Origin of the sequence: Streptomyces sp. NPDC002680 (genome assembly GCF_042889145.1) — a bacterium.
Lineage (GTDB): Bacteria > Actinomycetota > Actinomycetes > Streptomycetales > Streptomycetaceae > Streptomyces > Streptomyces adonidis.
The window spans coordinates 123222-147948 of the sequence record NZ_JBIAQP010000020.1 but is presented as its reverse complement, the minus strand read 5'-3'; the positions used below and the strand labels follow the sequence as shown (position 1 = coordinate 147948).

Annotated in this window: 18 protein-coding genes and 1 pseudogene; 6 read left to right on the top strand and 13 right to left on the bottom strand. The window is 71.0% G+C overall.

Annotation, left to right across the window (positions count from 1 at the left end; genetic code table 11):
• Positions 1-60: 60 nt before the first annotated feature.
• The gene (locus tag ACFYXF_RS40685) at positions 61-1098 is read right to left on the bottom strand and encodes a ketopantoate reductase family protein (RefSeq protein WP_389357252.1); all 1038 of its coding nucleotides are present in this window, start codon (positions 1096-1098) and stop codon (positions 61-63) included.
• Positions 1099-1128: 30 nt separating this feature from the next.
• Positions 1129-1698: a DUF1697 domain-containing protein gene (locus tag ACFYXF_RS40680; protein WP_389357250.1), complete on the bottom strand. Its 570-nt coding sequence runs from the start codon at positions 1696-1698 to the stop codon at positions 1129-1131.
• A gap of 249 nt (positions 1699-1947) precedes the next feature.
• Here ACFYXF_RS40680 and ACFYXF_RS40675 point away from each other — a divergent pair, with 249 nt between their 5' ends.
• The gene (locus ACFYXF_RS40675) at positions 1948-4206 is read left to right on the top strand and encodes an MMPL family transporter (RefSeq protein ID WP_389357248.1); all 2259 of its coding nucleotides are present in this window, start codon (positions 1948-1950) and stop codon (positions 4204-4206) included.
• Between the two features lie 66 nt (positions 4207-4272).
• Here ACFYXF_RS40675 and mgt read toward each other — a convergent pair.
• From mgt to ACFYXF_RS40655, 4 genes and pseudogenes are all read right to left on the bottom strand, one after another.
• A pseudogene (mgt, locus tag ACFYXF_RS40670) lies at positions 4273-5548 on the bottom strand (macrolide-inactivating glycosyltransferase).
• A gap of 23 nt (positions 5549-5571) precedes the next feature.
• On the bottom strand, positions 5572-6852 hold the full coding sequence (locus ACFYXF_RS40665; RefSeq protein WP_389357246.1) for an ABC transporter substrate-binding protein: 1281 nt from the start codon (positions 6850-6852) through the stop codon (positions 5572-5574).
• Positions 6852-7688: a carbohydrate ABC transporter permease gene (locus tag ACFYXF_RS40660; protein ID WP_389357243.1), complete on the bottom strand. Its 837-nt coding sequence runs from the start codon at positions 7686-7688 to the stop codon at positions 6852-6854. Before ACFYXF_RS40660 ends, ACFYXF_RS40665 begins: the two co-directional genes overlap by 1 nt.
• Complete coding sequence (locus ACFYXF_RS40655) at positions 7685-8626, bottom strand: carbohydrate ABC transporter permease (RefSeq protein ID WP_389357241.1); 942 nt, start codon at positions 8624-8626, stop codon at positions 7685-7687. The genes ACFYXF_RS40660 and ACFYXF_RS40655 overlap by 4 nt, the downstream gene beginning before the upstream one ends.
• Before the next feature lie 196 nt (positions 8627-8822).
• Here ACFYXF_RS40655 and ACFYXF_RS40650 point away from each other — a divergent pair, with 196 nt between their 5' ends.
• Complete coding sequence (locus ACFYXF_RS40650; protein ID WP_389357239.1) at positions 8823-9689, top strand: phosphotransferase enzyme family protein; 867 nt, start codon at positions 8823-8825, stop codon at positions 9687-9689.
• A gap of 89 nt (positions 9690-9778) precedes the next feature.
• On the opposite strand, the gene ACFYXF_RS40645 is transcribed toward ACFYXF_RS40650, so the two are convergent.
• A complete protein-coding gene (locus tag ACFYXF_RS40645) occupies positions 9779-10681 on the bottom strand; it encodes a LysR family transcriptional regulator (RefSeq protein ID WP_389357237.1) in 903 nt (300 codons plus the stop codon).
• 94 nt (positions 10682-10775) lie between these two features.
• On the opposite strand from ACFYXF_RS40645, the gene ACFYXF_RS40640 reads away from it, so the two are divergent.
• Positions 10776-11828 carry a DMT family transporter gene (locus ACFYXF_RS40640; RefSeq protein ID WP_389357235.1) on the top strand — a complete coding sequence of 351 codons (1053 nt, stop codon included), beginning with the start codon at positions 10776-10778 and terminating at the stop codon, positions 11826-11828.
• A gap of 91 nt (positions 11829-11919) precedes the next feature.
• Here the strand turns inward: ACFYXF_RS40640 and ACFYXF_RS40635 are convergent, their stop codons facing one another.
• From ACFYXF_RS40635 to ACFYXF_RS40620, 4 genes are all read right to left on the bottom strand, one after another.
• Positions 11920-12639, bottom strand: coding sequence for a 3'-5' exonuclease (locus ACFYXF_RS40635; protein WP_389357233.1), 720 nt, complete (start codon positions 12637-12639; stop codon positions 11920-11922).
• A gap of 121 nt (positions 12640-12760) precedes the next feature.
• Positions 12761-13999, bottom strand: coding sequence for an SAV2148 family HEPN domain-containing protein (locus tag ACFYXF_RS40630; protein ID WP_389357443.1), 1239 nt, complete (start codon positions 13997-13999; stop codon positions 12761-12763).
• Between the two features lie 114 nt (positions 14000-14113).
• The gene (locus ACFYXF_RS40625; protein WP_389357231.1) at positions 14114-15409 is read right to left on the bottom strand and encodes a copper amine oxidase; all 1296 of its coding nucleotides are present in this window, start codon (positions 15407-15409) and stop codon (positions 14114-14116) included.
• Between the two features lie 76 nt (positions 15410-15485).
• Positions 15486-16307, bottom strand: coding sequence for a Tat pathway signal sequence domain protein (locus tag ACFYXF_RS40620; protein WP_389357229.1), 822 nt, complete (start codon positions 16305-16307; stop codon positions 15486-15488).
• Between the two features lie 190 nt (positions 16308-16497).
• Between ACFYXF_RS40620 and glgX the strand changes: the two genes are divergently transcribed.
• The 3 genes from glgX to ACFYXF_RS40605 all read left to right on the top strand — a co-directional run bounded on the left by glgX (position 16498) and on the right by ACFYXF_RS40605 (position 22685).
• Complete coding sequence (glgX, locus tag ACFYXF_RS40615; protein WP_389357227.1) at positions 16498-18636, top strand: glycogen debranching protein GlgX; 2139 nt, start codon at positions 16498-16500, stop codon at positions 18634-18636.
• A gap of 46 nt (positions 18637-18682) precedes the next feature.
• Positions 18683-21079: a malto-oligosyltrehalose synthase gene (gene treY, locus ACFYXF_RS40610; RefSeq protein WP_389357225.1), complete on the top strand. Its 2397-nt coding sequence runs from the start codon at positions 18683-18685 to the stop codon at positions 21077-21079.
• Positions 21080-21425: 346 nt separating this feature from the next.
• The gene (locus ACFYXF_RS40605) at positions 21426-22685 is read left to right on the top strand and encodes a M14 family zinc carboxypeptidase (RefSeq protein ID WP_389357223.1); all 1260 of its coding nucleotides are present in this window, start codon (positions 21426-21428) and stop codon (positions 22683-22685) included.
• Positions 22686-22847: 162 nt separating this feature from the next.
• Here the strand turns inward: ACFYXF_RS40605 and ACFYXF_RS40600 are convergent, their stop codons facing one another.
• Both ACFYXF_RS40600 and ACFYXF_RS40595 read right to left on the bottom strand, forming a co-directional pair.
• Positions 22848-23297 carry an SSI family serine proteinase inhibitor gene (locus ACFYXF_RS40600; RefSeq protein WP_389357221.1) on the bottom strand — a complete coding sequence of 150 codons (450 nt, stop codon included), beginning with the start codon at positions 23295-23297 and terminating at the stop codon, positions 22848-22850.
• Positions 23294-24619 (bottom strand): M14 family zinc carboxypeptidase, encoded by a 1326-nt coding sequence (locus ACFYXF_RS40595; protein WP_389357219.1) that lies wholly within the window; start codon positions 24617-24619, stop codon positions 23294-23296. Before ACFYXF_RS40595 ends, ACFYXF_RS40600 begins: the two co-directional genes overlap by 4 nt.
• Positions 24620-24727 lie beyond the last annotated feature (108 nt).

The window sequence follows — 24727 nt, the reverse complement described above, 5'->3', positions numbered from 1 at the left end:
AACGGGGTTGGAGCTGGGTCGGAGTGGCCCCTCTCCCGGCCACCGACACCCGGTCTCGCGCTAGGGACGACCGGCTGCGGGCTCTCGCACGGACGCGACGGCCTCGTCCGCCAGCCGTACGAGTTCCGCCGACGGCAGCGAACCCGCAGCCCGCCGTTCCCGGGCGAACGTGTCGGCCAGCCGTTGCAGCAGCTCGTTCAGCGGAGTCGGTACGCCGTGCAGCCGGCCCAGGAACACGATCTCGCCGTTGAGATAGTCGGTCTCGATCGTGCCGGTGCCCCGGCTGAGGGACTGCCAGGTGGACCCGCCGCCGGGCTCGACGCCGGGCAACGGGTGCAGGGTGATCCTGTCGCCCCGCCGCGCCTTCTCCTCCTCGGCGCTCGTGTACGGGATCCCGGCCGCCGCGAGCACCGACTCGCCCTCGGCATGCACCCGTTGGCGCAGCCGTGCGCTCTCCTCGCTGTCCGCGGCGCCGCTGAGCGCCCGGACGGCGTTGCCGAGGTTGGTGAGGAGCTTGGCGTACAGCCACCGGGTGACGTCCGGGACGACCGGCGCCTCGAACGCCGTCTTCTCCAGGTCGGCGGCGATCCGGCGGAGGGTGTCGTCCGTGCCGTGCGGGTACCGGCCGAGGTGCAGGATGCCGGTGAGCGGGGCACCGGCGGCGGAGACGACGCCGGGTTCCACGTAGGTCGCGGGGAGCCAGACGCAGACCCCGTAGACGTGCCGGAAGCGGCGCAGCGCGAGGCGCGGGCCCTCCACACCGTTCTGTGCGCAGAGCAGCGGCAGCCGCTCGGCCGCCGTACCGCCGCCCGCGACGGGCGCCGGCCCCCAGGCCGCGAGGGCGCCCTCGCTGTCCTGCGTCTTCACGGCGAGGACGAGTACGTCGTCGGCGCGCAACTCCCCGAGTCCGGCGGGTCCGTCGACGGTCGGCAGGCGGTACGTGTGCTGCCCGTCCGGGGTCACCAGCCGCAGCCCGTGCGCACGCAGCGCCTCGTACTGCGCGCCCCGGGCGACGAGGACCACCTCGTGCCCCGCCCCGGCCAGCCGCCCGCCGATGGCTCCGCCGACCGCCCCTGTCCCGATGATGATGTAGCGCATACCGATCAGCTTGCCAGCAGTGGATCCGGGTCAGTCGCCCTCGGTCAGTTCCACCAGCTTGACCACGGTGTTCCAGTTGCGGGTCGTCGCGATCAGGCCCTTCAGGAACCGGGGCTTGGCGAGCTGCTCGGCGAGCTTGGAGCGGCCGAGGCCGTCGGGGGCGTACAGGTACAGCACGCGGTCGCCGAGGCGGAACTCCTCGGGGAGGTGGGCGGGTTGGTCGATGTCCGCGAAGCGGGTCCCGTCGACGGGGGTGGAGAAGTAGGTGACGTGGAGTTGCCTGGCCTCCAACTCGGCTGCCGGGAAGGGGCAGTTGTCCCTGATCGACCGCAGGTGGGCGTGGTCGCGCACGATCACGTCGACGGTGAATCCGAAGTGCTTCTCGATGGCCCGCGAGATCTCCCCGGCGAGGGACTCCTCGTCGCCGTGACCGGCGGCGAACACGGCGTTGCCACTCTGGAGGTAGGTGCCCACGCCGTCGTATCCGAGGCCCTCCAGGAGGGTGCGCAGCTCGGCCATCGGGACCTTCTTGTTTCCGCCCACGTTGATGCCGCGCAGCAGCGCCGCGTAGGTCTTCGTCGTCTGCTCACCTGTCGTCATTCGCTCACCATAGGGCGGCCCACTGACAGTCGCCCGGTGACCGTGCCCCTGACGAACCACCCCGAGATCGTCTTTTAGATGTAGGGGACCGGTGTCCTACCCAGTGGGGAGACACCGGCATCCGACGGGAGGACTTTCGCCGGGCGTACCTCACCGGGGAGCACGACGAGACGCTCTTATCCGGCCCATACCTTCGAACTAAAGGTGATGGCAGGGGGCTGTCGCCGCTTACGAGGGGGCAAGCCCGTCATGGGGAACGGAGAAACGCGGGTACGGGGCATAGCCGCCCGGGCCGGCGGCTGGAGCGCCAAGCATCGCTGGGCGGCCGTCGGGATCTGGGTGCTGTTCGTCGTCCTGGCGATGGGGCTCGGCTCGGCGGCCGGCAGTGTCGAGGTCAAGGAGAGCGACCAGCTGGGGGGCGAGACCCACACCGCTGCCAAGATCGTCGAGGATGCCGGGATCGACGAGCCGTCCAGTGAGACCGTCCTCATCCAGGCGAAGGGCGGGACCCTCAAGGCCACGGACCCCGCGTTCCGGGCCGCCGTCGCCGACGTCATGAAGGCGGTCGACGGGACCGGCCGGGTCACGGACGTGCAGTCGCCGTACGACACGGACACCCTCTCGAAGGACGGACGCAGCGCGCTCGTCCAGTTCGACATGCGGGGCGACGCCGAGACGGCGGGCGACCGGGTCGAGCCGGTGCTGAACGCCGTCGCGGACGTCCAGAAGGACCACTCGGAGCTGCGGATCGAGGAGATCGGCGGCGCCAGTATGAACAAGACGTTCGACGACGCCTTCGGTGACGACTTCAAGAAGGCCGAGTACTCCGCCGTGCCGGTGGCCCTCGGCATTCTGCTGATCGCGTTCGGCGCGGTGGTCGCGGCGCTGCTGCCGGTGGCGCTGGCGATCACCGCGATCGTCGCGACGATGGGTCTGATGGGCCTCGTCAGCCACCTCCAGCCCATGGACGACACGGCAAGCTCCGTGATGCTGCTCGTGGGTCTCGCCGTCGGTGTCGACTACTGCCTGTTCTATCTGCGCCGGGAGCGCGAGGAGCGGGCGGCGGGCCGTACCCCGGAGGTCGCGCTCCAGGTCGCCGCGGCGACCAGTGGCCGCGCGATCATCGTCTCCGGTGTCACGGTGTGCGTGGCCATGGCGGGCATGCTGTTCACCGGGCTCGCCACGTTCGAGGCGATGGGCCTGGCCTCCCTGATGGTCGTGGCGGTCGCCATGGTCGGTTCGGTGACGGTCCTTCCGGCGCTGCTGTCGCTGCTCGGCGGGCGGGTCGAGAAGGGCAGGATCCCGTTCCTGCACCCGGACAAGCGGCGCAAGAACGGGAACGGCAAGGGTGGCGGGGAGAGCCGGTTCTGGACGGCCGTGCTGAAGGTCGTCCTCGCCAAGCCCGCCATCGCGCTGGTGGTGGCGGCCGGTGCGCTGCTCGCCATCGCCGCTCCCGCGCTCGGCATGAAGACCCAGAACCTCACCCTGGACCAGGAGTTCGGCGACTCGCTGCCGATCGTCGGCACCTACAACCGCGTCAACGACGCGTTCCCCGGCGGCTCCGACCCCGCCGAGGTGATCGTCAAGGCGAAGGACATCAACGCGGCCGACGTGAAGTCCGCGCTCGCCGACTTCCGTGAGCAGGCGATCAGTTCGGGTGCCTCACGCGGCCCGGTGGACATCAAGCTGCACGACGCCGAGAACATCGCCTTCGTGTACGTCCCGCTGGTCGGCGGCTCCGACCTCGACAAGGCCGGCGAGAGCCTGGACAAGCTGCGCGACGAGGTACGCCCGGCCACACTCGGCAAGGTCGACGGCGTCCAGGCGCCGATCACCGGACAGGTCGCGGGTTCCAAGGACTTCAACGACCAACTGGCGGGCGCGGTCGTCCCGGTCTTCGCCTTCGTGGTCGTGTTCGCCTTCCTGCTGATGCTCCTCTCCTTCCGCTCCGTGACGATCGCGATCACCTCGATCGCGCTCAACCTCCTCTCGGTCGCGGCGGCTTACGGCATCCTCGTCGCCGTCTTCCAGCACGGCTGGGGCGCGTCGCTGGTGGGCGCGGAGGGCGTGGGCGCCATCATCACCTGGCTGCCGCTGTTCCTCTTCGTGATCCTGTTCGGCCTGTCGATGGACTACCACGTGTTCGTCGTCTCCCGTATCCGCGAGGCCCGGCTGCGGGGCCGTACGACGAAGGACGCGATCCAGCACGGCGTGGTCACCACGGCCGGTGTCGTCACCAGCGCCGCCGTCATCATGGTCGCCGTCTTCGCCATCTTCGGCACCCTGTCCATGCAGTCCATGAAGCAGATGGGGGTGGGCCTCGCGGCTGCGGTGCTCATCGACGCGACGATCATCCGGGGTGTGCTGCTGCCCGCGGTGATGGCACTGCTCGGCGAGCGCAACTGGTACTTCCCGAAGTGGCTGAACCGGCTGCCCGACCTGACGCACGACGAGTCTCCCGAGGCGGTCACGCCGAGGGTGGAGGGCGGCGAGCGGATCAGCGTCTGATCCATCGCCAGTTCCCTTCCAGAGAGGGCCCGTTGGCCACCGGGGAGCCAACGGGCCCTCTTCACGTCATACGCCGGGCAGCTCGGCCTCGATCAGGTCGGCGGCCCGCCGGGTGCCGCCCTCCTCCGCCATCCCGGCCTGAACCTCCTTGAGCCGCCGGGTGACTTCGGGGTCGTCCACGAGGGCGAGGGCTGCCGTGCGCAGCGCCTGGGCGGTCGCCTCCTCCATCGGCAGATGCTGGGCGACCCCGAGCCCCTGCAGCATGTGGGCGTTGCCGAACTGGTCGACGGCCTGCGGTACGGCGATCATCGGCGTGGCGGTGGCGAGCCCCTCCTGACTGCCACCGGCCCCGGCATGCGTGACGAACAGATCAGCCTGCCGCAGGACCGCCAACTGCGGTACCCAGGACCGCACTTCGACGTTGGCCGGTACGGGGCCCAGCTCGCCCGCGTCGACATGTCTGCCGACCTGGAGGACGAGGTGCCACCCCGGCAGGTCGGCGAAGGCCCGCACGCACTCCCGGTAGAACTCCGGCTGCTTGGTGAAGGCCGACCCGAGGGACACGAGGACCACCTTCTCGGCGTCGGCGGGCCGCTGCCAGTCCCCCTGCGCGGAGCGGTCGCCCTGACACGCGCCTACGAAGGTGTGGACGCGCTCGTCGACCCGGTCGGCGTTGGGCTGCAACACCTTGGGGATCAGGACGAGGGAGCGGGCGGGGCGGCCGGCGAAGGGGTCGGGGTGCTGGGTGATCCCGTTCTCCTTCAGCCAGCCCTCGAAGCGCGCGTAGTAGGCCTGGCCGCGCTCGGTCTGCCTCGGCTCCGCCCACATCGGCTCGGCGACCTCCTCCTCGTACCCGTCCCAGGCGACGAGATTCGGCGAGAGGGAGATGGCGGGCACGCCCCAGCGGTGGGCGAGGACGCGGGCCGGGTAGGAGGTGATGTCGTGCAGCACGAGGTCAGGCGTATCCCCCTCCCCTCCCTCGTACGCCTCGATGAGCTGCGGCAGCGCCTGGACGGCGTCGGCGAGGAAGGGTTCGACGTTGTCGAGGAGGGTGGTGCCCCAGGCCTCCGGGTCGTCGTCTGGACCCGGCAGCGTCGAGGTGTAGAGCACGGGCTCCGCGCCGGTCTCGGCCACCTTGTCGGCGAACGCGGGCGGAATCGCGTACGTGACGCGGTGCCCTCTGGCCACCAGTTCGCGGATGACCTCGATGCTGGGGTTCACGTGGCCGTGGGCGGCGATGGAGAACATGGCGATGTGGGCGGTGGGCGTGTGGGAGGCAGCCGTGTGGGAGGTGGTCATGTTCTCGACCGTAAGCAAGACGATACGTCTCGTGCAACTTGATTGGAAGTCCCCGCCGATGGCCACTCACCGCTGATAGCGAGCCAGCACCAGATTCCCGTCCTTCTCCAGCCGTTTCCGCAGTTCGGCGAGGTCGATCGCCCCGCTGTAGTACTCCTGGAACGCGGGCGTCGCCACCTTGTCCTTCCACTCCGGGTAACCCCGTACGGACTGGGCGGGAGCCGAGCGGAGGTGACCGGCGAGGGCGGTCCCCGTGGCCCAGCCGTCCTTCTCCGTCCGCAGGGACGGGGACTTCAGGGCCTCGGTGCCGGTGGGGAGCATCCAGTCGCCCAAAGCAAGACGGACCATGTTCTCGGGGCGCAGCATGAAGTCGATGAACTCGGCTGCCTCGCGCGGGTGTTGGCTGTCCTCGGCGATGGAGAGGGTCTGCGGGCTGACGCCCTGGGTGAGTCCGTCGGCGCCCGCCGGTGCGGGCAGCACCTGCCACTCGAAGCCCTTCGGGGCCTGCTGCGCGATCTGCTGGCGGTAGGAGAAGCCGAGCGGGACCATCGCGTACCGGCCGCCGAAGAACCCGGGCAGGGTGTCGGAGCCGCCGCTGCCGAGGGTGGTCGGCGAGGCGCTGTGGTCGGTGTTGGCCTGGTCGTGGATGGTGCGCGGCACGGTCTGGTCCGCCGCTTCGAACCGGATCGTCACCTTGCCGTCGGCGCCCCGGTGGAAGAGCTGTCCGCCCGCCGACAGTGACAGGTTGAGGGTCGCGGAGACGGGCTCCTTGAGCGGCCAGGCGACACCGTACTTGCCGTCACTGTCGCCGAGTTGTCGAGTGATCCGCTTGAACTCCGGCCAGCTCCAGGGCTGTTCAGGGGTCGGGATCCGTACGCCCGCCTCCTTCAGCCACTTCGCGTTGGCGATCAGCACGCGCGGCTCCTGGAGGAACGGCACGCCGTAGACGCCGTCCCCGAAGGTCGTCGTGTCCCAACTGCGCTGCGGGATGTCGGACTTGAGCCGCTCGGGCAGCAGTTCGCGGAGATCGGCGAGGTAGCCGCCGTACGCGAAGTCCGCGAGGTCGTCCGAGGCGTCGTGGATGACGTCGGGGGCCTCGCCGCCCTCGAAGGAGGTGAGCAGCTGGTCGTGGACGCTGTCCCAACTCCCCTGTACGTACTCGACCTTGACGTCCGGATGAGTCGCGTTCCACTCCTTCACCAGCGCCTTGTTGGCGGCGACGGACTCGTCCTGCCAGGCGAGGGACTGGAAGCGGAGGGTGATCGTGCCGTCGGTGGCCGTACCACCGCCGCCGGTGCAACCGGCGAGCAGCAGGCCGAGGACGACGAGGAGCCATCGCGCGCGCATCAGGCCTTCACCGCCCCGGCCGTCATACCGCCCGTGATCCGGCGCTGGATGATCGCGAAGACGACCAGTGAGGGCAGCGTCGCCAGGAACGCGGCGGCGGCCAGCGGGCCGAGGTCCGCGACGCCCTCCGCTCCGATGAAGTGCGTGAGGACGACCGGCAGGGTCTGTTTCTCCGGGGTCTTGAGGAGGACGAGCGCGAAGAAGAACTCGTTCCACGCCGTGATGAACGCGAACAGTGCCGTGGCCACGATCCCCGGCGCGAGCAGCGGCGCCGTGACGGAGACGAGCGTACGCAGCCGTCCGGCGCCGTCGACGGCCGCCGCCTCCTCCAACTCGGCGGGCACGGCCCGTACATACCCGACGAGCATCCACAGCGCGAACGGCAGCGACCACACGACGTACACCATCACCAGCCCGAAGACGGAGTCGATCAGCCGCAGGTTCTTCAGCACCAGGAACAGCGGGATGATCACCAGCACGAACGGGAACGCCTGGCTGACCACCACCCACCCGGTCGCCGCCCGTCCGAGCAGCGTGCGGTGCCTGGCCATGACGTACGCCATCGGGGTCGCGATCAGTACGGCGATCAGCGCGGCCGAGGCCGCGGCGAGCAGGGAGTTCAACGCGGCGTGCAGCAGGGGCTGTTCGTCGAAGGCCTGGCGGAAGTTGTCGAGGGTGGGGTGCTCCGGGATCCAGCGGGGGTGCAGACTGCCCAGTTCTCGTGGGGACTTGAAGGCGGTGGACAGAAGCCAGAGGAACGGGAGGGCCAGAAAGGCGAGATACGCGAGGAGGGCCGCGTACTGGCCGGCGCGGGCGCTCCTCTTGCTCGTCCTCACCTCTCCTCGCCTCCCCGCAGTCGGCCGACGAGGAACACGGCCAGCAGGACGGAGATCAGCGCGACCATCACACAGCCCATGGCCGCCGCGTAGCCGAACTGGCCGTAGCGGAAGGCCTCTTCGTAGGCGAAGAGCATCGGGAGGCGGGTGCGTCCGCCGGGGCCGCCGTTCGTCAGGACGTAGACCAGGGCGAAGGAGTTGAAGTTCCAGATGAGGTTGAGGGCGGTGATGGCGAGCGCGATCGGTCGCAGCGCGGGCCAGGTGACCGTCCGGAAGCGGCGCCAGGCGCCCGCGCCGTCCATCGCCGCCGCCTCGTGCAGTTCGCGCGGGGTGTTCTGCAACCCGGCGAGCAGGGCGACCGTCGTCTGTGGCATCCCCGCCCAGACACCGACGACGATGACGGCGGGCAGGGCGGTCCCGAGGCCGCTGAGCCAGTCGCGGCCGTCGCCCAGGCCCAGGTCGCGCAGCGTCTCGTTGAGGACACCGGCGTCCGGGTTGTAGACAAGTCGCCACATGATGCCGACGACGACCTCGGGCATCGCCCACGGGATGATCGCGAGGGCGCGGGCCAGCCAGCGCAGCCGTAACTCCTGGTTGAGGAGGAGGGCGAGGCCGAGGGCGAGCAGGAACTGCGGCACGGTCACCCCGACCGCCCAGACCAGCCCGATCCGGAACGACTCCCAGAAGAGTGTGTCGTGCAGCAGATCCTGGAAGTTGAGCGTGCCGATCCACTGGGTGGACGTGGTCCGGCCGGACTGGGCGTCGGTGAACGCGAGCAGGATCCCGTACAGCAGCGGTCCCACGCTGAGCACCAGAATCGGGATCAGCGCGGGCAGGACGAGGAACCAGGCACCGTGGCCGGTGATCCGCCCGCCGCCGCCCGGTCCGGCCCTGGTCGTGCGCCTGGCCGGCCGCCTCACCCCGGTCACCAGTGTCACGTGGTCGGCTCCTTTGGTCGCCCGAGGTGGCCCCGAAGTGGGCTCCGTCATGGTCGTGAAGCCGATGTACACAGTCAAGGCACTGCGCACACGCCCTCACCAGTGCGAATGCGACACTGACCGACGGATGGCGTGAACCTGACGCCGTTCACATACGTACACAGGCGTGGTCGGGACATTGCGCGGGAGGCGGACGATGGACGAGGCAGAGGCCCGGGACGTACTGGCCACGGCAGGCGTACTGCCCGCCACGGCACCGGACGTACGGCTTCTCGCGCTGGGCGAGAACGCGGTGTTCGCCGCCGGTGACCTGGTCGTCAAGGTGGGCCGCGACGCCGAACTCCTCGACCGCGCCCGGCGGGAGCTGGACATCGCGCTCTGGCTCGCCGAGGCGGACGTCCCGGCGGTCCGCGCGGCCGACCCCAAGGCCCTCCTCGTCGAGGGTCACCCGGTGACGGTGTGGCACCGGCTGCCCGATCCCGTACGTCCCGCCGAACCGGCGGATTTGGCCGAACTCCTACGGATCGTGCACGCCCTGCCGCTCCCCACCTCCTTCACCCTCCCGCCCCGGGACCTCCTCGGCGGCGTCGAACGCTGGCTGCGGCTCGCGGGCGACGCGATCGATCCGGCCGACGCGGCGTATCTGCGTGAGCGGCGCGACGGTTTCGCGACGGCCGCCGCCGCGCTGGCTCCGCGGCTTCCGCGCGGCCCGATCCACGGCGACGCGCTGCCTCGCAATGTGCACATCGGGCCCGACGGGCCGGTGCTGGTCGACCTGGAGACGTTCTCCGCCGATCTGCGCGAACACGACCTGGTGGTCATGGCGCTCTCGCACGACCGGTACGGCCTGGCGACCTCGTCGTACGAGGCGTTCACGGAGGCGTACGGGTGGGATGTGCGGGAGTGGGAGGGGTGTGGGGTGTTGCGGGGGGCTCGGGAGACGGCGAGTTGTGCGTGGGTGGCGCAGCATGCGCCTGTCAATCCTCGGGCGTTGGGGGAGTTTGTGCGGCGGGTGGGGTCGTTGAGGGAAGGGGATTCGACTGTGCGGTGGTATCCGTTTTGAGCGCCTAGGGGGTAGGGGGTTGTTGTTGTCGGGCGAGTGCGGGTTGTTGGTGGCTGGTCGCGCAGTTCCCCGCGCCCCTTTGGGGCGCGTTACTCCTCGGCCCTGATCGTTTGTGCTGCCTTGCTCAGTTCCTTCAGGACTGTTCGTACGGCCTTTCTGGCCGTTCGTTCTGGGCGGTGCAGGGCGTCGATTCTGCGTCTGGACTCGACTCCGCTGAGGGGTTTGAGGATCAGGGCGGGGTGGGGGCGGGAGGTCCAGCGGGGCATCAGGGCCAGGCCTCCGCCGGCGGCTACCGCCTCTGCGGCCACCGCGAACTCGTTGATGCGGTGGGCGAGGTGGGGGCGGCGGCCCGCTGCTGTGGCGATGGCCTCGATCGTCGCCATGATCGGGAAGCCGTCGTGTACGGCGATCCAGGGCTGGTCGGCGACATCGGTCGGGGTCAAGCGTCGTTTGGCGGCGAGCGGGTGGTCGGCGGGCATGGCCACGTCGAGGGGTTCGCGCAGCAGCGGGGTCGCCGCGACCGTGCGCGGCCAGGGCGGGGCGTGGTCGAGGCGGTGGGCGAGGACGATGTCGTACTCCCTGGTCAGCGGCGGGAAGTCGTCCTGCGTCACGTCCTCGTCGGCCAGTGACAGCACGGGCCCGTCCGGTCCCGCGAGGGCTCGCAGCAGCAGCGGGAAGAACGCGGCGCCCGCGCTGTGGAACGCCGCCACGGACACCTCCCCGTCCGGCCGGTCCAGGAACTCCTCGACGGTGTGCCGGGCCCGCGCCAGCGCCGACTCCACCTCGGTCGCCGCGCCCGCCAGCGCCTGCCCGGCGTCGGTCAGCACCAGTCGGCGTCCCTGTCGCTCGGTGAGCGGGACCGGGATGGCTCGCTGGAGCAGTCGCAGTTGCTGGGAGATCGCCGAGGGCGTGACGAGGAGCGCGTCGGCGACCGCGGTGACGCTGCCCAGCTCACCGAGTTCGCGCAGGATCCGCAGCTGTCGTTCGTCCACGGGACCAGTGTAGGCGGACTGTGTAGGGAAGCTAAAAGATCGTTGAAGAAGGTGGCTCTGGGCTTCAGGGTCACTGACAGTGCACCGTAGTCGCGTGTCCGACTCCCGCCGTACCGATGCGGTACTCCTCCTTGTCGCGCTCGTCTGGGGCTCCAGCTATCTGTCCGCCCAGACGGCCACCTCCGCCCTGCCCGTTCTTGTCGTCCTGTTCGCCCGGTACGCCCTCTCCGCGCTCGCCTGTCTCGGTCTGGTCGCCGCGGGGCGGGAACAGGGCCGGGGGTTTCGGCTGTGGACCCGGGAGGAGGTGCGGGCCGGGCTGCCGCTGGGGCTCACGCAGGCCGCCGTCCTGGTCGTGGAGACGTACGGAGTCGCCCACACCACCGCCGCCAACGCGGGCCTGATCATCAGCCTGACCATTGTGCTCACCCCTCTCCTCGACCGCGCCGGACACCCGGGCGGACTGCCCCCGGCCTTCTACGCCGCCGCCGGCGTGTGTGTCCTGGCCGTCGGTCTGCTCATGTCCGGCAACGGCTTTCACGCGCCGCGGCTCGGGGATCTGCTGATGCTGGGCGCGGCGCTGGTACGGGCGGTCCATGTGGCGTTGGTCGGACGCCTCACGACAGGCCGGCCGATCCGCCCCCTCCATCTGACGACGTTCCAGACCGTCGTCGGCACGGTCGTGTTCCTCCCGGCAGCCGTCCCTTCCCTGCCGACGCTCACCCACGCCGACGCCGGGACCTGGGCGCAACTGCTCTATCTCGCCCTGTTCTGCAGTGTGTTCGCGTTCCTGGCCCAGGCGTGGGCCGTGCAGCGGACGTCGGCGAGCCGGGCCAGCCTGTTGCTGGGTACGGAGCCGATCTGGGCGGCGGCGATCGGTATCGCGCTGGGCGGCGAACACCTGACGGTGCTGACGGCGTTGGGGGCGACGCTGATGGTGACGGGCACGTACTGGGGCCAGTCGGTGGAACGGGCCCACCGCGCCCGCCGAGCACCCCAGAAAGTCTCGCCCCCGCCGCCCCTACCCGTCCCATCCCTGGGGGCTGCGCCCCCAGACCCCCCTTGTCGCGCTGAACGCGCTCGTCCTCAAACGCCGGACGGGCTAAAAGATCAAACCCCGGCCGACATCTCCAGCCCGTCCGGCGTTTGAGGACAAAGGGGGGGGCTGGGGGCGCAGCCCCCAGAAGGATGGGACGGGTAGGGGCGGCGGGGGCGAGGAAAACACGCCCTGCGCCACCCCCTCAGACCCCGGCCCCAACCTCCCGCACAGGCCAACTCCCATCCACCACGGCGTCCGCCTCCCCCTTACGCCGCAGAAACCCCTGAAAATCCGCCGCCCACTCCGCATACCACTCGATCTGACGCCGATGCAGCTCCACCGCCCCCAGCCCACCCACCTTGGGATGCCGCTCGGCTATCGCACACGCCAACCGCGCCGCCGCCAACGCATCCGCAGACGCGTCGTGGGCCGCGTCAAGCGCAACCCCGTACTCCGTACACACCGCTTCGAGGTTCCGCTTGCCCCGCCGATAGCGGTCCACGGAACGGTCGATCGTGTACGGGTCGATCACCGGAGCCGGATCCAGCCCGCCCAACCGCTCCCGCAGGGACGGCAGACCGTGCCGCCGCAGCTCCGCGGAGAGCAGGGTGAGGTCGAAGTTCGCGTTGTAGGCGACCACCGGTACGCCCGTCTTCCAGTACCCGGTCAGCACATCCGCGATCGCGTCCGCGACCTGGTCGGCGGGCCGCCCCTCACTGGTCGCGCGCTCATTGGTGATGCCGTGCACGGCCACCGCGTCCGCGGGAATCTCCATGCCCGGATCCGCCAGCCATTCACGGCGGCCGAGCGGCTCACCGCCCCTCACCTCGATCACCGCGCCGGTGACGATGCGCGCCTCGGTCGGATCCGTCCCGGTCGTCTCCAGGTCGAAGCCGATCAGCAGCTCATGGTGCCAGCCCATGCCTGGCCCCCCTTCTTGGTGGTGCTTTCCCCCAGTGGTCTCCACGATCCCATGAGCCACTGACAATCCGAGGACCGCATTCCGTTTATGGAAGCCGCGCAGGTCAGGCAGGCCGACCAGGTCAGGACACCGGCCGCGAATCCGCCCAGGCCACCTCGAACTCCTCGCGGTACGTCGGGAAGATGCCGATCTCCTCCGACTCGTCCGACTTGACCACCCTGCTGCCGCCCCGCAGCACCAGCACCGGCGCCTCCATCCCCCGCGTCCGGCGCAGATACGTCTGCACGATCCCGACCCCGTCCGAGCCGTCCCCGTCGACGAGGTAGGCCGTGAAGCGGGGTGTCTCGTCGAAGACCTGGATCTCGAAGGCGCCGGGGTCGCGCAGCTTCGACCGCACCCGGCGCATGTGCAGGATGTTCATCTCCACCGCGCGGCTCAACTCGCCCCGCTTGAGACCGAGTTCCCGCTCGCGCCGCTTCACCGCGCTGGACGCGGGGTTCAGGAACAGCAGTCTCGTGCGGCAGCCCGACTCCGCCAGCCGTACCAGCCGCCGCCCGGAGAAGTTCTGCACGAGCAGGTTGAGGCCGATCCCGATGGCGTCCAGGCGGCGCGCACCGCCGAAGATGTCCTCGGCCGGGAACTGGCGCATCAGCCGTACCCGGTCGGTGTGCACCGCGACCACGTCCCCGTACCGGTCGCCCACCAGGTCCTCGACCGCGTCCACCGGCAGCCTGCGCGCGGAGGGTACGTCGCCGCCCGCGCCGAGGGTCTCCAGGAGCTTGCCGGAGGCCCGTTCGGCCTGGTTGAGGACCGCTTCGGACAGGGCCCGGTTGCGGGAGACGACGTTGCGGGTGACCTCCAGCTCGTCCAGGGCGAGTTCGACGTCGCGACGCTCGTCGACGTACGGCTCGAAGCACGGCCAGTGCTGCACCATCAGCTCGCGCAGCTGGGGGAGGGTCAGGAAGCTCAGGACGTTGTCGTCGGCCGGGTCCAGCAAGTAGCCCTTGCGGCGGCTGACTTCCCGTACCGCGACCGCCCGCTGCACCCATTCCTGGCCGGCCGGGCCGGCGGCGGCGACCACCCACTCGTCGCCGTGGACGGGTTCGTAGATGGGGCGCAGGACGGCGGCCACGACGGCGCGCAGCCGCTGTTCGACCAGGTTCAGCCAGATGTAGGCCCGGCCGGCCCGCTGGGCGCGCGTACGCACCTCACGCCAGGCGTCGGCGTCCCAGTCCAGTTCCGGTCCAATGGAACCCGTCTCCATCGGCCGTGCCAGGGACACCGCGCCGGGCGGGACCTCTGTGGAGTTCCCCTCGTGACCCTCGTCACCAGGGGGCAGCTCCAGCCCTCCCGAGCCCACCCGCGCACCGCCTTCCGCTCCCCCGAGCTTCTCCCCGTGGCCGGTCTGGGCCAACGATCAAGGAAGGGTACTCCGGGAGCGGTCGACGGTGCAGCCCGATGGACAGGTCGTTTCTCAACTACCGCTTTCGACATGCCCGTTCTGGTCGGCGAGGGCGGCGGGAGTGAGCGGATTCATAGCCGTGACATCGCGCGGGGCGATGGAGAAGCCCTGCCAGTGGACGGGCATGGGCTGCTGGTCCTCGTCGCGGGCTATGTGGTGGAAGCCCACGTTCACCCAGACCAACGGGTGTGTGAGGGTCTGTCCGTTGACCCATCCGTCGACGGACTTCTTGGCGCCGGCACCGCAGTTGGGCAGGTTGTCGCTGGCGAACTGCTCGCACTTGTTGTACTCGGTGAAGTAGATGTCGTGCCGGGTGAAGCTGCGGCCCGGGTACTTGGTGGTGGCGGCGGGGACGATCTCGTACGACCGCGCGTGGCCGTCCTTGTTCTTGCCGGTCGCGCTGACGACCCGCCACCAGCGCATGTTCTTGGCGTCGCCCGCGAGTTCCTTCTTGACCTGGGTGCGGGTCGTTTTGTTCGTGGGTCCCTCCTGGCCGTTCGCGGGCGGGCTGACCACGGAGTCGTACTGCTCGACCTTGCCCTTGGAGGAGCCGTCGAGGCCGAAGTCGAGCCGCCAGAAGACGTTGTGGCTGTGGCTGGTGGCGTACGCCTTGGCGCCCTTGCCGATGGGCCAGCCGCGTCCGTCGCCCGCGTCGTAGTCGTCGGGCGCGAGGCTGCCGGTGGCGCCGACGTTCATGTTGACGGTGCCGTCGTCCTGGAAGCGCCACTCGGTGATGTATTCGTACCAGCCGACCTGGTTGACGGTGTAGACGAGCAGGTCCTTGCCCTGGGTCTGCCAGACCTTGTTCGCGGTGTCGCCCTGCATCCGGTAGGCGTGGCCGCGTGAACGGGTCGTGGTGCACAGGCCCTTGACGTTCGCCTGGTCCGGGAACCAGGGCTCGGGCACCTTGACCGTCTTGATGGTGCCGCCGGGGCACTCACCGGGCGCCATGTTCATCAGGCCCTGGCCGAAGCCCGCCTGGGTGAGGTCGCTGTACTCGGCCTTTCCGTCGTCGTAGGGGACGTGTATCTGGGCGAGCTTCGCCGAGTTGAGGACCTTGATCGGGGACTCGCCCGGCGGCTGGTACGAGACGTTCTCCAGGACGAGCCCGGCCTCGCTCTCGTAGCGCCAGCACATCCGCCAGGTGGTGCCGGTGGCGAGCTTCTGCTCGATCCGGTACGGCGCACTGCACTCGGCGGGCGGCACGGCCGCGGCCTTCGGCTGGGCGGCGGCCGGCCCCGCCGCCGTGGTGAGGCCGGCGGCCAGCGCGACCACGGAGAGGCCTACGAGCAACGACTTTTCGCGCATGACGAAGAAACTCCCAAGGAGGAGAGAGCTGAAAAGGGTGAGAGAAGGGAGAGGGGAGGGAAAGAAGAGCCCCGGGTCAGCCGAGCTTGGCCACCTTGCGGGCGCTCAGGTCGACGACGAGCGAACGGGCGTCGATCCACGGCCCGTTCTTCACCTTCGGGAAGAGCCGCACACAGCGGTGGTCGCCGCAGGAGTCGAGGACGGCGGGCTGGGCGCCCGGAACGGCCCGGTAGATCATGCTGCTGACGAGCAGCTGGTCCGGCGAGGTGAGTTCCTTGCCGGTGGCGTCCTGGTAGTCGGCCTTCAGGCCCGCGCCCAGCGCGTCGGCTATCAGCAGCTGCGTCGCCTCGGCGGTCTCGGCGCGGCTCAGCGGCGGCTGTACGCCGTGCTGGGTGCCGGTCCGCTCGACCTTGCCCGTGTCGAGGTTGACGGTCCTGGTGACCAGGGTGTCGTCCTTGTAGTCGTAGTACGACACGTCCGCGCGCCGGGGTGCGTTCGGGTCGTCAACCTCGGCGGCCTCGGGGTCGGCGAGGTCGATGCCGATCCGCTGCGGGCCGCGCTGTCCCTCGACGTTCTCGCTGGAGTCGCGCAGCTGGCGGTTCAGGGCGATCTGCTCGACCCGCGCCATCTCGCCGTCGGTCAGCGGATCGCGGCCCTTGCCCTTCTCGCCCTCGGCGGGCGCCTGTTCCACGACAGCGGGCGGCACCGCGGACTGCTGCTCGGACTCTCCCGCACTCCCGCCCGTACTCGTCGTACTCCCCGCGGTGCCCGTACCTCCCGACTCGTCGGCCCCCGCCGATCCCGGCAGTGTCACCGCGACCATCAGGGCCGTACCGGCCACCGCGATCCCCGTACCCGCCACCACCTTGCCCAGGTGGCGACGCACGATCTTGCGCACGTAGTCCCCTTACTCCCCCTCACAGCCCCGGGAGTATGTAAAGAACGAAAAGTTTTGACATACCCGTTTGTGCGGGTACGCACTGGTCGACCGGTAAGAGGGACGTAAGTCGTAGGTGGTTCCATCACTTTCGGGGAGACTCGGAGCGGAGTCGACCCAGCGGCGAGCCACAACTGAAAGAGTCGGGTGCATGCAGGTCTGGCCAGGAGAGGCGTACCCACTCGGTGCCACGTACGACGGCGCCGGCACCAACTTCGCGGTCTTCTCGGAGGCCGCCGACCGGGTCGAGTTGTGTCTGCTGCACGACGACGGCTCGGAGACGGCGGTGGAACTCCGGGAGAGCGACGCGTTCGTCCGGCACGCGTATCTGCCCGGCGTGATGCCGGGTCAGCGGTACGGCCTCCGTATGCACGGCCCGTACGCGCCCGAGCGCGGCCAGCGGACCAACTCGGCGAAGCTGCTGCTCGACCCGTACGCGAAGGCGATCAGCGGGGCGGTCACCTGGGGCGAGGAGGTCTACGGCTACCACTTCGGCTCACCCGAGCGGCGCAACGACCTCGACTCGGCGCCCCACACGATGTCGTCGGTCGTGGTCAACCCGTACTTCGACTGGGGCGACGACCGGCGCCCGCGCACCGAGTACCACCACACGGTGATCTACGAGGCCCATGTGAAGGGCCTGACGATGCGCCATCCGGCGCTGCCGGAGGAGCTGCGCGGGACGTACGCGGCGCTCGCCCACCCCGCGATCATCGAACACCTGACCAAACTCGGCGTCACGGCCCTGGAACTGATGCCGGTACACCAGTTCGTGAACGACCACCGGCTGGTGGACATGGGCCTGAACAACTACTGGGGCTACAACACGATCGGCTTCTTCGCCCCGCACAACGCGTACGCCTCCTGGGGCGACCGCGGCCAGCAGGTCCTGGAGTTCAAGTCGGCGGTACGGGCGCTGCACGAGGCCGGTATCGAGGTCATCCTGGACGTGGTCTACAACCACACCGCGGAGGGCAACCACCTGGGCCCGACGCTGTCCTTCCGGGGCATCGACAACGCGCAGTACTACCGGCTCGCCGAGGACCAGCGCTACTACACGGACACCACGGGCACCGGGAACTCGCTGCTCATGCGGTCCCCGCACGTACTCCAGATGATCATGGACTCGCTGCGCTACTGGGTCACCGAGATGCACGTCGACGGCTTCCGCTTCGACCTCGCGGCCACGCTCGCCCGGCAGTTCCACGAGGTGGACCGGCTGTCGTCGTTCTTCGACCTGGTCCAGCAGGACCCGGTGGTGTCCCAGGTGAAGCTGATCGCCGAGCCGTGGGACGTGGGCGAGGGCGGCTACCAGGTGGGCAACTTCCCGCCGCTGTGGACCGAGTGGAACGGCATGTACCGCGACACCGTGCGGGACATGTGGCGGGGCGAGCCGCGCACGCTCGCGGAGTTCGCGTCCCGGCTGACGGGCTCCTCGGACCTCTACCAGGACGACGGCCGCCGTCCGCTGGCCTCGATCAACTTCGTGACCTGCCACGACGGTTTCACCCTCAACGACCTGGTGTCGTACAACGAGAAGCGGAACCTGGCCAACGGCGAGGACAACCGGGACGGCGAGAGCCACAACCGGTCCTGGAACTGCGGCGCGGAGGGCGAGACCGACGACCCCGACGTCCTCGCTCTCCGGGGACGCCAGCTGCGCAACTTCATCGCGACCCTGATGCTGTCCCAGGGCGTGCCCATGATCAGCCACGGCGACGAGTTCGCCCGCACCCAGGGCGGCAACAACAACGCGTACTGCCAGGACAACGAGGTCTCCTGGGTGCCGTGGCCGGCCGAGGACGATGCCGACGGGGACGGCGAGCCCGGCACCGGCGATCTGCTGGACTTCACGCGCGCGATGGTGTGGCTGCGCAAGGACCACCCGGTCTTCCGCAGGCGCCGCTTCTTCCACGGGCGCCCCGTGGAGGGCACCCACGACGACCTGTCGGACATCGCCTGGTTCACTCCGGCGGGCGAGGAGATGGTCCAGCGCGACTGGGACTCGTCGCAGGCGGGCGCGATGAGCGTGTTCCTCAACGGCAACGCGATCTCCGAACCGGGTGCGCGCGGTGAGCGCATCGCCGACGACTCGTTCCTGCTGATGTTCAACGCCTCGCCGAAGACGCTGGAGTTCGTGGTGCCGGTCAACCACGGCCGCCGCTGGCAGGTCGTGATCGACACGGCCCGCCCCGAGGGCGTACCCCCTGGCACGGGCGCGAAGGTGGAGGCGGGCGACCGGCTCACCCTGACGGACCGCAGCCTGACGGTGCTGCAACGCCCCGCGTAGTCGTGGCGATGACACGAAAGGCCCCGGGGCGGGTACGTAGGTTCCCATGACACCTGAGCGCCCTGACCCGGTCGTGCCCACGGCCACCTACCGGCTGCAACTCCAGCCCGCGTTCCCGTTCGGTGCCGCGGCGGCCGCCGTGCCCTACCTGGCCTCGCTCGGCGTCTCGCATCTGCATCTGTCGCCGTTCCTGGAGGCCGTCCCGGGGTCGACGCACGGCTACGACATCGTGGACCCCGCGCGCGTACGCGGGGAACTCGGCGGCGAGGAGGGGCTGCGCGCACTGGCGCGCACCGCGCGGGAGCACGGTCTCGGGCTGGTCGCCGACATCGTGCCCAACCACATGGCCATGTCCCCTCGCCACAACCGCCCCCTGTGGGAGGTGCTCCGGGAGGGCCCCGATTCGCCGTACGCGCGGTGGTTCGACATCGACTGGGAGGCGCAGGGCGGCCGGATGCTGCTGCCGGTGCTCGGGGGGCCGCTCGGCGCGGTGAGCGACCAGTTGAAGGTCGAGCGGTGGCAGGACTCGCACCTGGGGTACGACGGCCCTGTCCTGCGCTACTACGACCATGTTCTCCCCCTGCGCGAGGGCACCGAGAAGCTGCCACTGCCGCAGCTCGTCGACGCGCAGTGGTACCGCCCGGTGTGGTGGCGGCTGGCCCGCACCGAACTCAACTACCGGCGCTTCTTCAGCATCTCGGAGCTGATCGGGGTGCGGGTCGAGGACCCCGAGGTGTTCGCGGCGACCCACGGGAAGCTGCTGGAGCTGCTCGACGACGGCGTGGTGGAGGGGCTGCGGGTCGACCACCCGGACGGTCTCGCGGACCCGGGCGGGTATCTGCGCCGGCTGCACGAGGCGAGCGCGGGCCGCTGGACGGTGGTCGAGAAGATCCTGGCCGACGGGGAGCGTCTGCCGGCCGGCTGGCCGGTCGCGGGGACCACCGGGTACGACGCCCTGCGGCACGTGGACGGCCTGTTCACGGACCCGGCGGGCGTGGGCGAACTCCTCGGCCAGTACCGGCGGTTCGCGGCCCCTCAGGCCGATCGGGGCGGGCACTGGGAGGCGACGGTACGGCGGGCCGCGTACAAGGTGGTGACACACGAGCTGGCCACCGAGGTGGACCGGCTGACCCGCGTGGCGAACCGTATCTGCGCCGCGTCCCCGGATCTCGCCCTGCGCGACCGCGCCCCCTGGGCCCTGCGTACCGCGCTGCGCGAGCTGCTGGTCCGCCTGGAGGTCTACCGCCCCTACACCCCCGGGGACGCGGCCTCCCTGGTCACCGAGGAGGCCGCCGAGGAGGCCCGGCGGGCGTTCACGGTCCCGGAGGAGGGCGGGGCCGTGGACGTCGTACGGAATCTGCTGCTGGGGCGGGCAGACGGCAAGGAAGCCGATGGGCCCGACCACGTCGAGTTCCGGGACCGGTTCGCGCAGACGGCGTCGGCGCTGCGGGCCAAGTCCGTGGAGGACACGGCGTTCTACCGCTATGTGCCGCTGCTGTCGGCGACCGAGGTCGGCGGTAGTCCGGGCAGCCCCGCGGTGTCGCCGGAGGACTTCCACGCCTACTGCGCGCGCGTGCAGCGCGACTGGCCGGCCACGGGGACGGTGCTGTCGACGCACGACACGAAGCGCAGCGCCGACGTCCGCGCGGCGCTGGCCGTGCTCACCGAGTGCCCGCAGCGCTGGGCCGACGTCCTGGCGGAGGTCACACGCACCGGCGAGGGGGTGCCCGACGCCCAGCTGGCGTGGGCGGCCTGGCAGACGGCCTTCGGGCTGGGCCCGGCGGACCCTGAGCGGCTCCAGGGCGCCCTGCTGAAGCACGTCCGGGAGGCGGGCCTGCACACCGCCTGGACGGAGCAGGAACCGGCGTACGAGGAGGCCGTGGCGGCGTTCGTGGCGGCGGGCCCCTGCGGGGCTCCTGGCGAGGCCGTGGCCGCCCTGCGGAGCGCCCTGGAGCCGTACGTCCGGGCGAACGTCCTGGGCGCGGCCCTGGTCCATCTGACGATGCCGGGCGTGCCGGACCTCTACCAGGGCACGGAGAGCGAGTACCGGGCGCTGGTGGACCCGGACAACCGGCGCCCCGTCCGGTTTCCTCCGGAGGCGCCGGGCGAGAAGGCGGAGTTGACGGCGGCTGCGTTGCGGCTGCGCGCGCGGCGGCCGGCGGTGTTCGGCGACACGGCGACGTACACGCCGCTCGTCGCGGAGGGGCAGGCGGCGGCGCACTGTGCGGCGTTCGCGCGCTCCGGGGAGGTGGTCACGGCGGTCACCCGGCTGTCGCTGCGGCTGGCGGACACGGGCGGCTGGCAGGACACGCGGCTGCCGTTGCCGCCGGGCCGGTGGGCCGATCTGCTGACTCCGGAGCGGGAGTTCACGGGGCACGCGCGCGTGGCGGAGCTTTTCGCGCGGCTGCCGGTGGCGCTGCTGGAGCGGGTCGGCGAGGAGTGACAGCAGGGGGCGCGGGCTCGTTGCGCGCGCCCATTTGAGCTACCTGGCGCCCGGCTCACGGCCGCGCGCACTTCCGGAGCACGAAGTGGGCGACCGGCGCTTGGTGGTGAACGCGATCGCCCGCTTCGCGCCCGGTCGGTGGCACGTGTACGCGCCCTCGGCGGGGCCCGCACGTGCCGTTCCGCGCGGCGGATGTCCCCGTCGGGCGTTCCCCCGGTCGTCTCCCTCCGCACCGCCGGCGGTGAGTACCCCTTGGCGCCCCCTGGCGCCGCCCCCGTCATCTCCTTGACAGTTCCTGGACGCCATGGGGTACTGCGGATTGCGACGCCGGGTGGACCAGACGGGGGTGAGTCTCCTGCCGGAGCTGCGCTACCCCAGTGTGAACGAACTCGTCTCGTCCGCCCGGGCGCTGGCGGCTCACCGGCCCGGCCTGTGCGCCCTCAGGCAGGTGGGCTCCTCCCGCGCGGGACGGCCCCTGCATCTGCTGTCCGTGGGCCACGCACGACGCGCCGTGCTCGTCGTCGCGGGTGCCCACGCCAACGAACCCACGGGCGGCTCCACGCTCCTCGCCCTCGCCGAACGGGCCCTGTACGACCACGAGCTGCGGACGGCGGCCTCCTGGCACTTCCTGCTGTGCGCGGACCCGGACGGCGCCAGCCTGCACGTCACACCGGCGCCGCGCAGTCTGCTCGACTACCACCTCGGCTTCTACCGGCCCGCCGGGGCCGAGCAGCCGGAGTGGTCGCCCTCCATACTGCCGCCCGACCGGCTGCCGCCGGAGACCCGCGCCCTGCTCCGGGTCATCGACGAAGTGCGGCCCTACCTCCAGGTCACCCTGCACGGCACCGACGTGGGCGGCAGCTGGGTGCAGCTGACGAAGGACGTCCCCGGGCTCGCCGAGCCGTTCGCCAAGTCGGCGGCGGAGCTGCACATCCCGGTGGAGACGGGCGCCTCGGACGCGGCGGGCTGGCCCGCGTCGGGGCCCGGTGTGCATGTGATGCCGGCGCCGGGCTCGGACGCGGCGTACCCGAGCATGCCGGACGACGCCCGGCACAGCACCTGGTACCACGCCCACCGGTACGGCGGTCTGACCGCGGTCGTGGAGGTGCCGATGTGGGCGAGCGACCTGGTGGACGACCCGGCACCGCATCCCGCGCCTGCGGCGGCGATCCGGCGGCTCGCGGGCCGGCTGCTGCGGGACGGGCTGGAGGTCGAACGGGTCCTCGCGGACGCGCTGCCCCGACTCAAGGGCGCCGAGGGTCCGCTGCTGCGGGCCGCGCAGTGGGCGCTGGAGCTGGTGCCGGGGCTGGCCGCCGACTGGACGCACACACCGCCCGCCGACACGACGATGGCGTACGTCGGCAGCGTGGACGCGTTCGGCCGCCGGCTGCCGCTGCGGGCCGCCGCGATGCTGCTGCGGGTCCTGCGGGAGACCGACGACCGCGCGGCACCGCGCCTCGAACACCTGGTCACGGTCTGGAGCGAGGCCTTCATGGACCGTTTCCGCGCCCGCTGGGTGCCCCTGGAGCATCAGGTCGAGCACCAGGCCCGCACGGTGCTGGCCACGGCACGGCACGCGCGCGAGGGGACCGCCCCGAGGAGCTAGGCGCTCCGCCGGATGTGCCGTGCCGGGTTGTCCTTCGGCTGCGGCGCCGTCGCGGCTGGTCGCGCGGTTCCCCGCGCCCCTTGGCGGCGTCGCCGGACCGCAGTCGACTTCACCGGGTCCGCTTGGAGGAGCCAGGCGAAACCGTTCACCCCGATGGACCCCCTACAGCGCGAACACGGCCCCGGTCCGGGCGCCCAGTTCGCATCCGTTGGAGAAGGTCCTGTCGTACTCCCGCGGGCTGCCGTTCCATTCCCCGTGCGCGTGCACGGTGACCGGGGAGTACAGCATCGGGCAGATGACCTTCTTCGGCGGGATGCCGCCGATGTCGCCGTCCGCCGCGGCGAGGTCCGCACAGGCCCTGGCCGCCTGCGCGTGCCCCTGGGGCGGGTCGCACAGCACCAGGGTGCCGCGGGTGTCGCCGGAGCCCGACTCGCCCCGGGTGACGGTGACGTAGAGCCAGTTGTCGCCGGCGCTCTCCTGGGGGACCGCCTGGGCGGGGGCGGAGCCCGCGACGAGGAGACCGACGGCCAGCAGGGCACCGCGTACCGCTCGCACGGTCGCGTTGGTCCGGACGGGCTCGATGGTGTTGCCGGTGGTGATCGTGTGGGTCATTCCCTGTGCATCGGCACCGCGGACCCCGCGCCCCAGCCCGAGTCACTCGAACGGGACCCCACGCGCGCGTGACGGCCCGCCAGTTCGAACGCCGCGAGCACCACCCGCGACTGGTACTCCACCTGACGGGCGACCGGTATCCAGCGCGCCCCGCAGCCGTCGCGGTAGTCGGCGCACCACTCGTCGATCAGCCGGTCGAGCGCGCACCGGACGTCGGCGGCCCCCGGACCGGCCCCACACGCCAACTGGTGCAGCAGCCCCGCCGTACGCAGTGCCAGCTTCCGCCCGGCGATGCGCAGGGTGGCCAGGTGGGCGGTGCTGAGTGGTGGCAGGGGGCGTGCGGTGCCGTCGTCCGTGTCGGGGTCCCAGGTGTCGGCGAGGCCGGGGCCGACCAGGAGGTAGTCGTCCACGGGGGCGAGGAGACGGTCCGCGTCCGGCACGCGCGCGAGGTGGGGTCTCAGACGTTCGAGGACCACCTCCAGGTACCGCGTGTCGTGCCGCAGCGTGTGGCTGACGGTGCGCAGCACCGCGTCGGCGTCGGTGGGCCGGCTGTCGTCCTCCACGGCGGCGACGCCCCACATGGGCGACTCGACGATCGCGGTCACGGTGCCGTGCCGGTGCGGATGGAACCAGGTCGACTCGACGGCGGCCTCGGTGATGGCGGCGGCCCGGTCGCCCTGCCTCGGCGGCGGTATCCGGTGCACGGCGGGTCCCAGCCGGGGCCAGTACAGGGTGTCGAACGAGCCGAGTTCGCGCGGTATGCCGAGCCGGGCCGCGGTCTGGGCGACCCGCTGCGGAAGGCCCGGCAGATCGCGGGTGAGTTCCACGAAGGCGCCGCCGACGTCGACGCCGTGCAGCGAGCACTGGAAGAACGGCCGCAGTTCGTCCTGGAGGGCGAGCAGCGCGCGGGTCTCCGGCAGGGCCGCGCCGTCCGCGCCGTCGGGCAGCCATTCGGGCTGTTCCATGAAGCCGGGCCGGAAGAAGTTCCGGAAGTAGTGCCCGAGCGTGTACGGGCCGCCGAGCCAGCCCTCGTTGCGGCGCGAGCCGTCGGGGTCGAGGCACAGCAGCAGGTTCCAGGTGGCGTCCGCGCGGAGGGTCGGTCCGGGGTCGGCGAGCGCCCGCTCGGCCAGCCGTAGGGCGGTCGCGCCGCCCACGGGCTCGTTGGCGTGCGGTCCGGCGACGACGAGGGCCTGGCGGTCGCCGTGCCCCACGGAGAGCAGCCACAGGGGCGTACCGCCGCGTGAGGTGCCGACCGTGCGCAGCCGGGCGTCGGCGGGGTGCCGGGCGACGAGTGCGGCGGCCCGGTCTGCCAGCTCGTCCACGGACGGGTAGCGGAGGAGCGGCGACAGGACACACCTCCACAAGCGGGACCGTCGATTCACCTGGTGTACATGGTGCACGCACAGTCAGTCACGACTCCGGGGGTACGT

What these genes read in the sequence shown, in the direction of transcription:
- ACFYXF_RS40685 (WP_389357252.1), bottom strand. Translation starts at nt 1,098, where the DNA reads ATGCGCTACATCATCATCGGGACAGGGGCGGTCGGCGGAGCCATCGGC.
- ACFYXF_RS40680 (WP_389357250.1), bottom strand. Translation starts at nt 1,698, where the DNA reads ATGACGACAGGTGAGCAGACGACGAAGACCTACGCGGCGCTGCTGCGC.
- ACFYXF_RS40675 (WP_389357248.1), top strand. Translation starts at nt 1,948, where the DNA reads ATGGGGAACGGAGAAACGCGGGTACGGGGCATAGCCGCCCGGGCCGGC.
- ACFYXF_RS40665 (WP_389357246.1), bottom strand. Translation starts at nt 6,852, where the DNA reads ATGCGCGCGCGATGGCTCCTCGTCGTCCTCGGCCTGCTGCTCGCCGGT.
- ACFYXF_RS40650 (WP_389357239.1), top strand. Translation starts at nt 8,823, where the DNA reads ATGGACGAGGCAGAGGCCCGGGACGTACTGGCCACGGCAGGCGTACTG.
- ACFYXF_RS40635 (WP_389357233.1), bottom strand. Translation starts at nt 12,639, where the DNA reads ATGGGCTGGCACCATGAGCTGCTGATCGGCTTCGACCTGGAGACGACC.
- ACFYXF_RS40625 (WP_389357231.1), bottom strand. Translation starts at nt 15,409, where the DNA reads ATGCGCGAAAAGTCGTTGCTCGTAGGCCTCTCCGTGGTCGCGCTGGCC.
- glgX (WP_389357227.1), top strand. Translation starts at nt 16,498, where the DNA reads ATGCAGGTCTGGCCAGGAGAGGCGTACCCACTCGGTGCCACGTACGAC.
- treY (WP_389357225.1), top strand. Translation starts at nt 18,683, where the DNA reads ATGACACCTGAGCGCCCTGACCCGGTCGTGCCCACGGCCACCTACCGG.
- ACFYXF_RS40600 (WP_389357221.1), bottom strand. Translation starts at nt 23,297, where the DNA reads ATGACCCACACGATCACCACCGGCAACACCATCGAGCCCGTCCGGACC.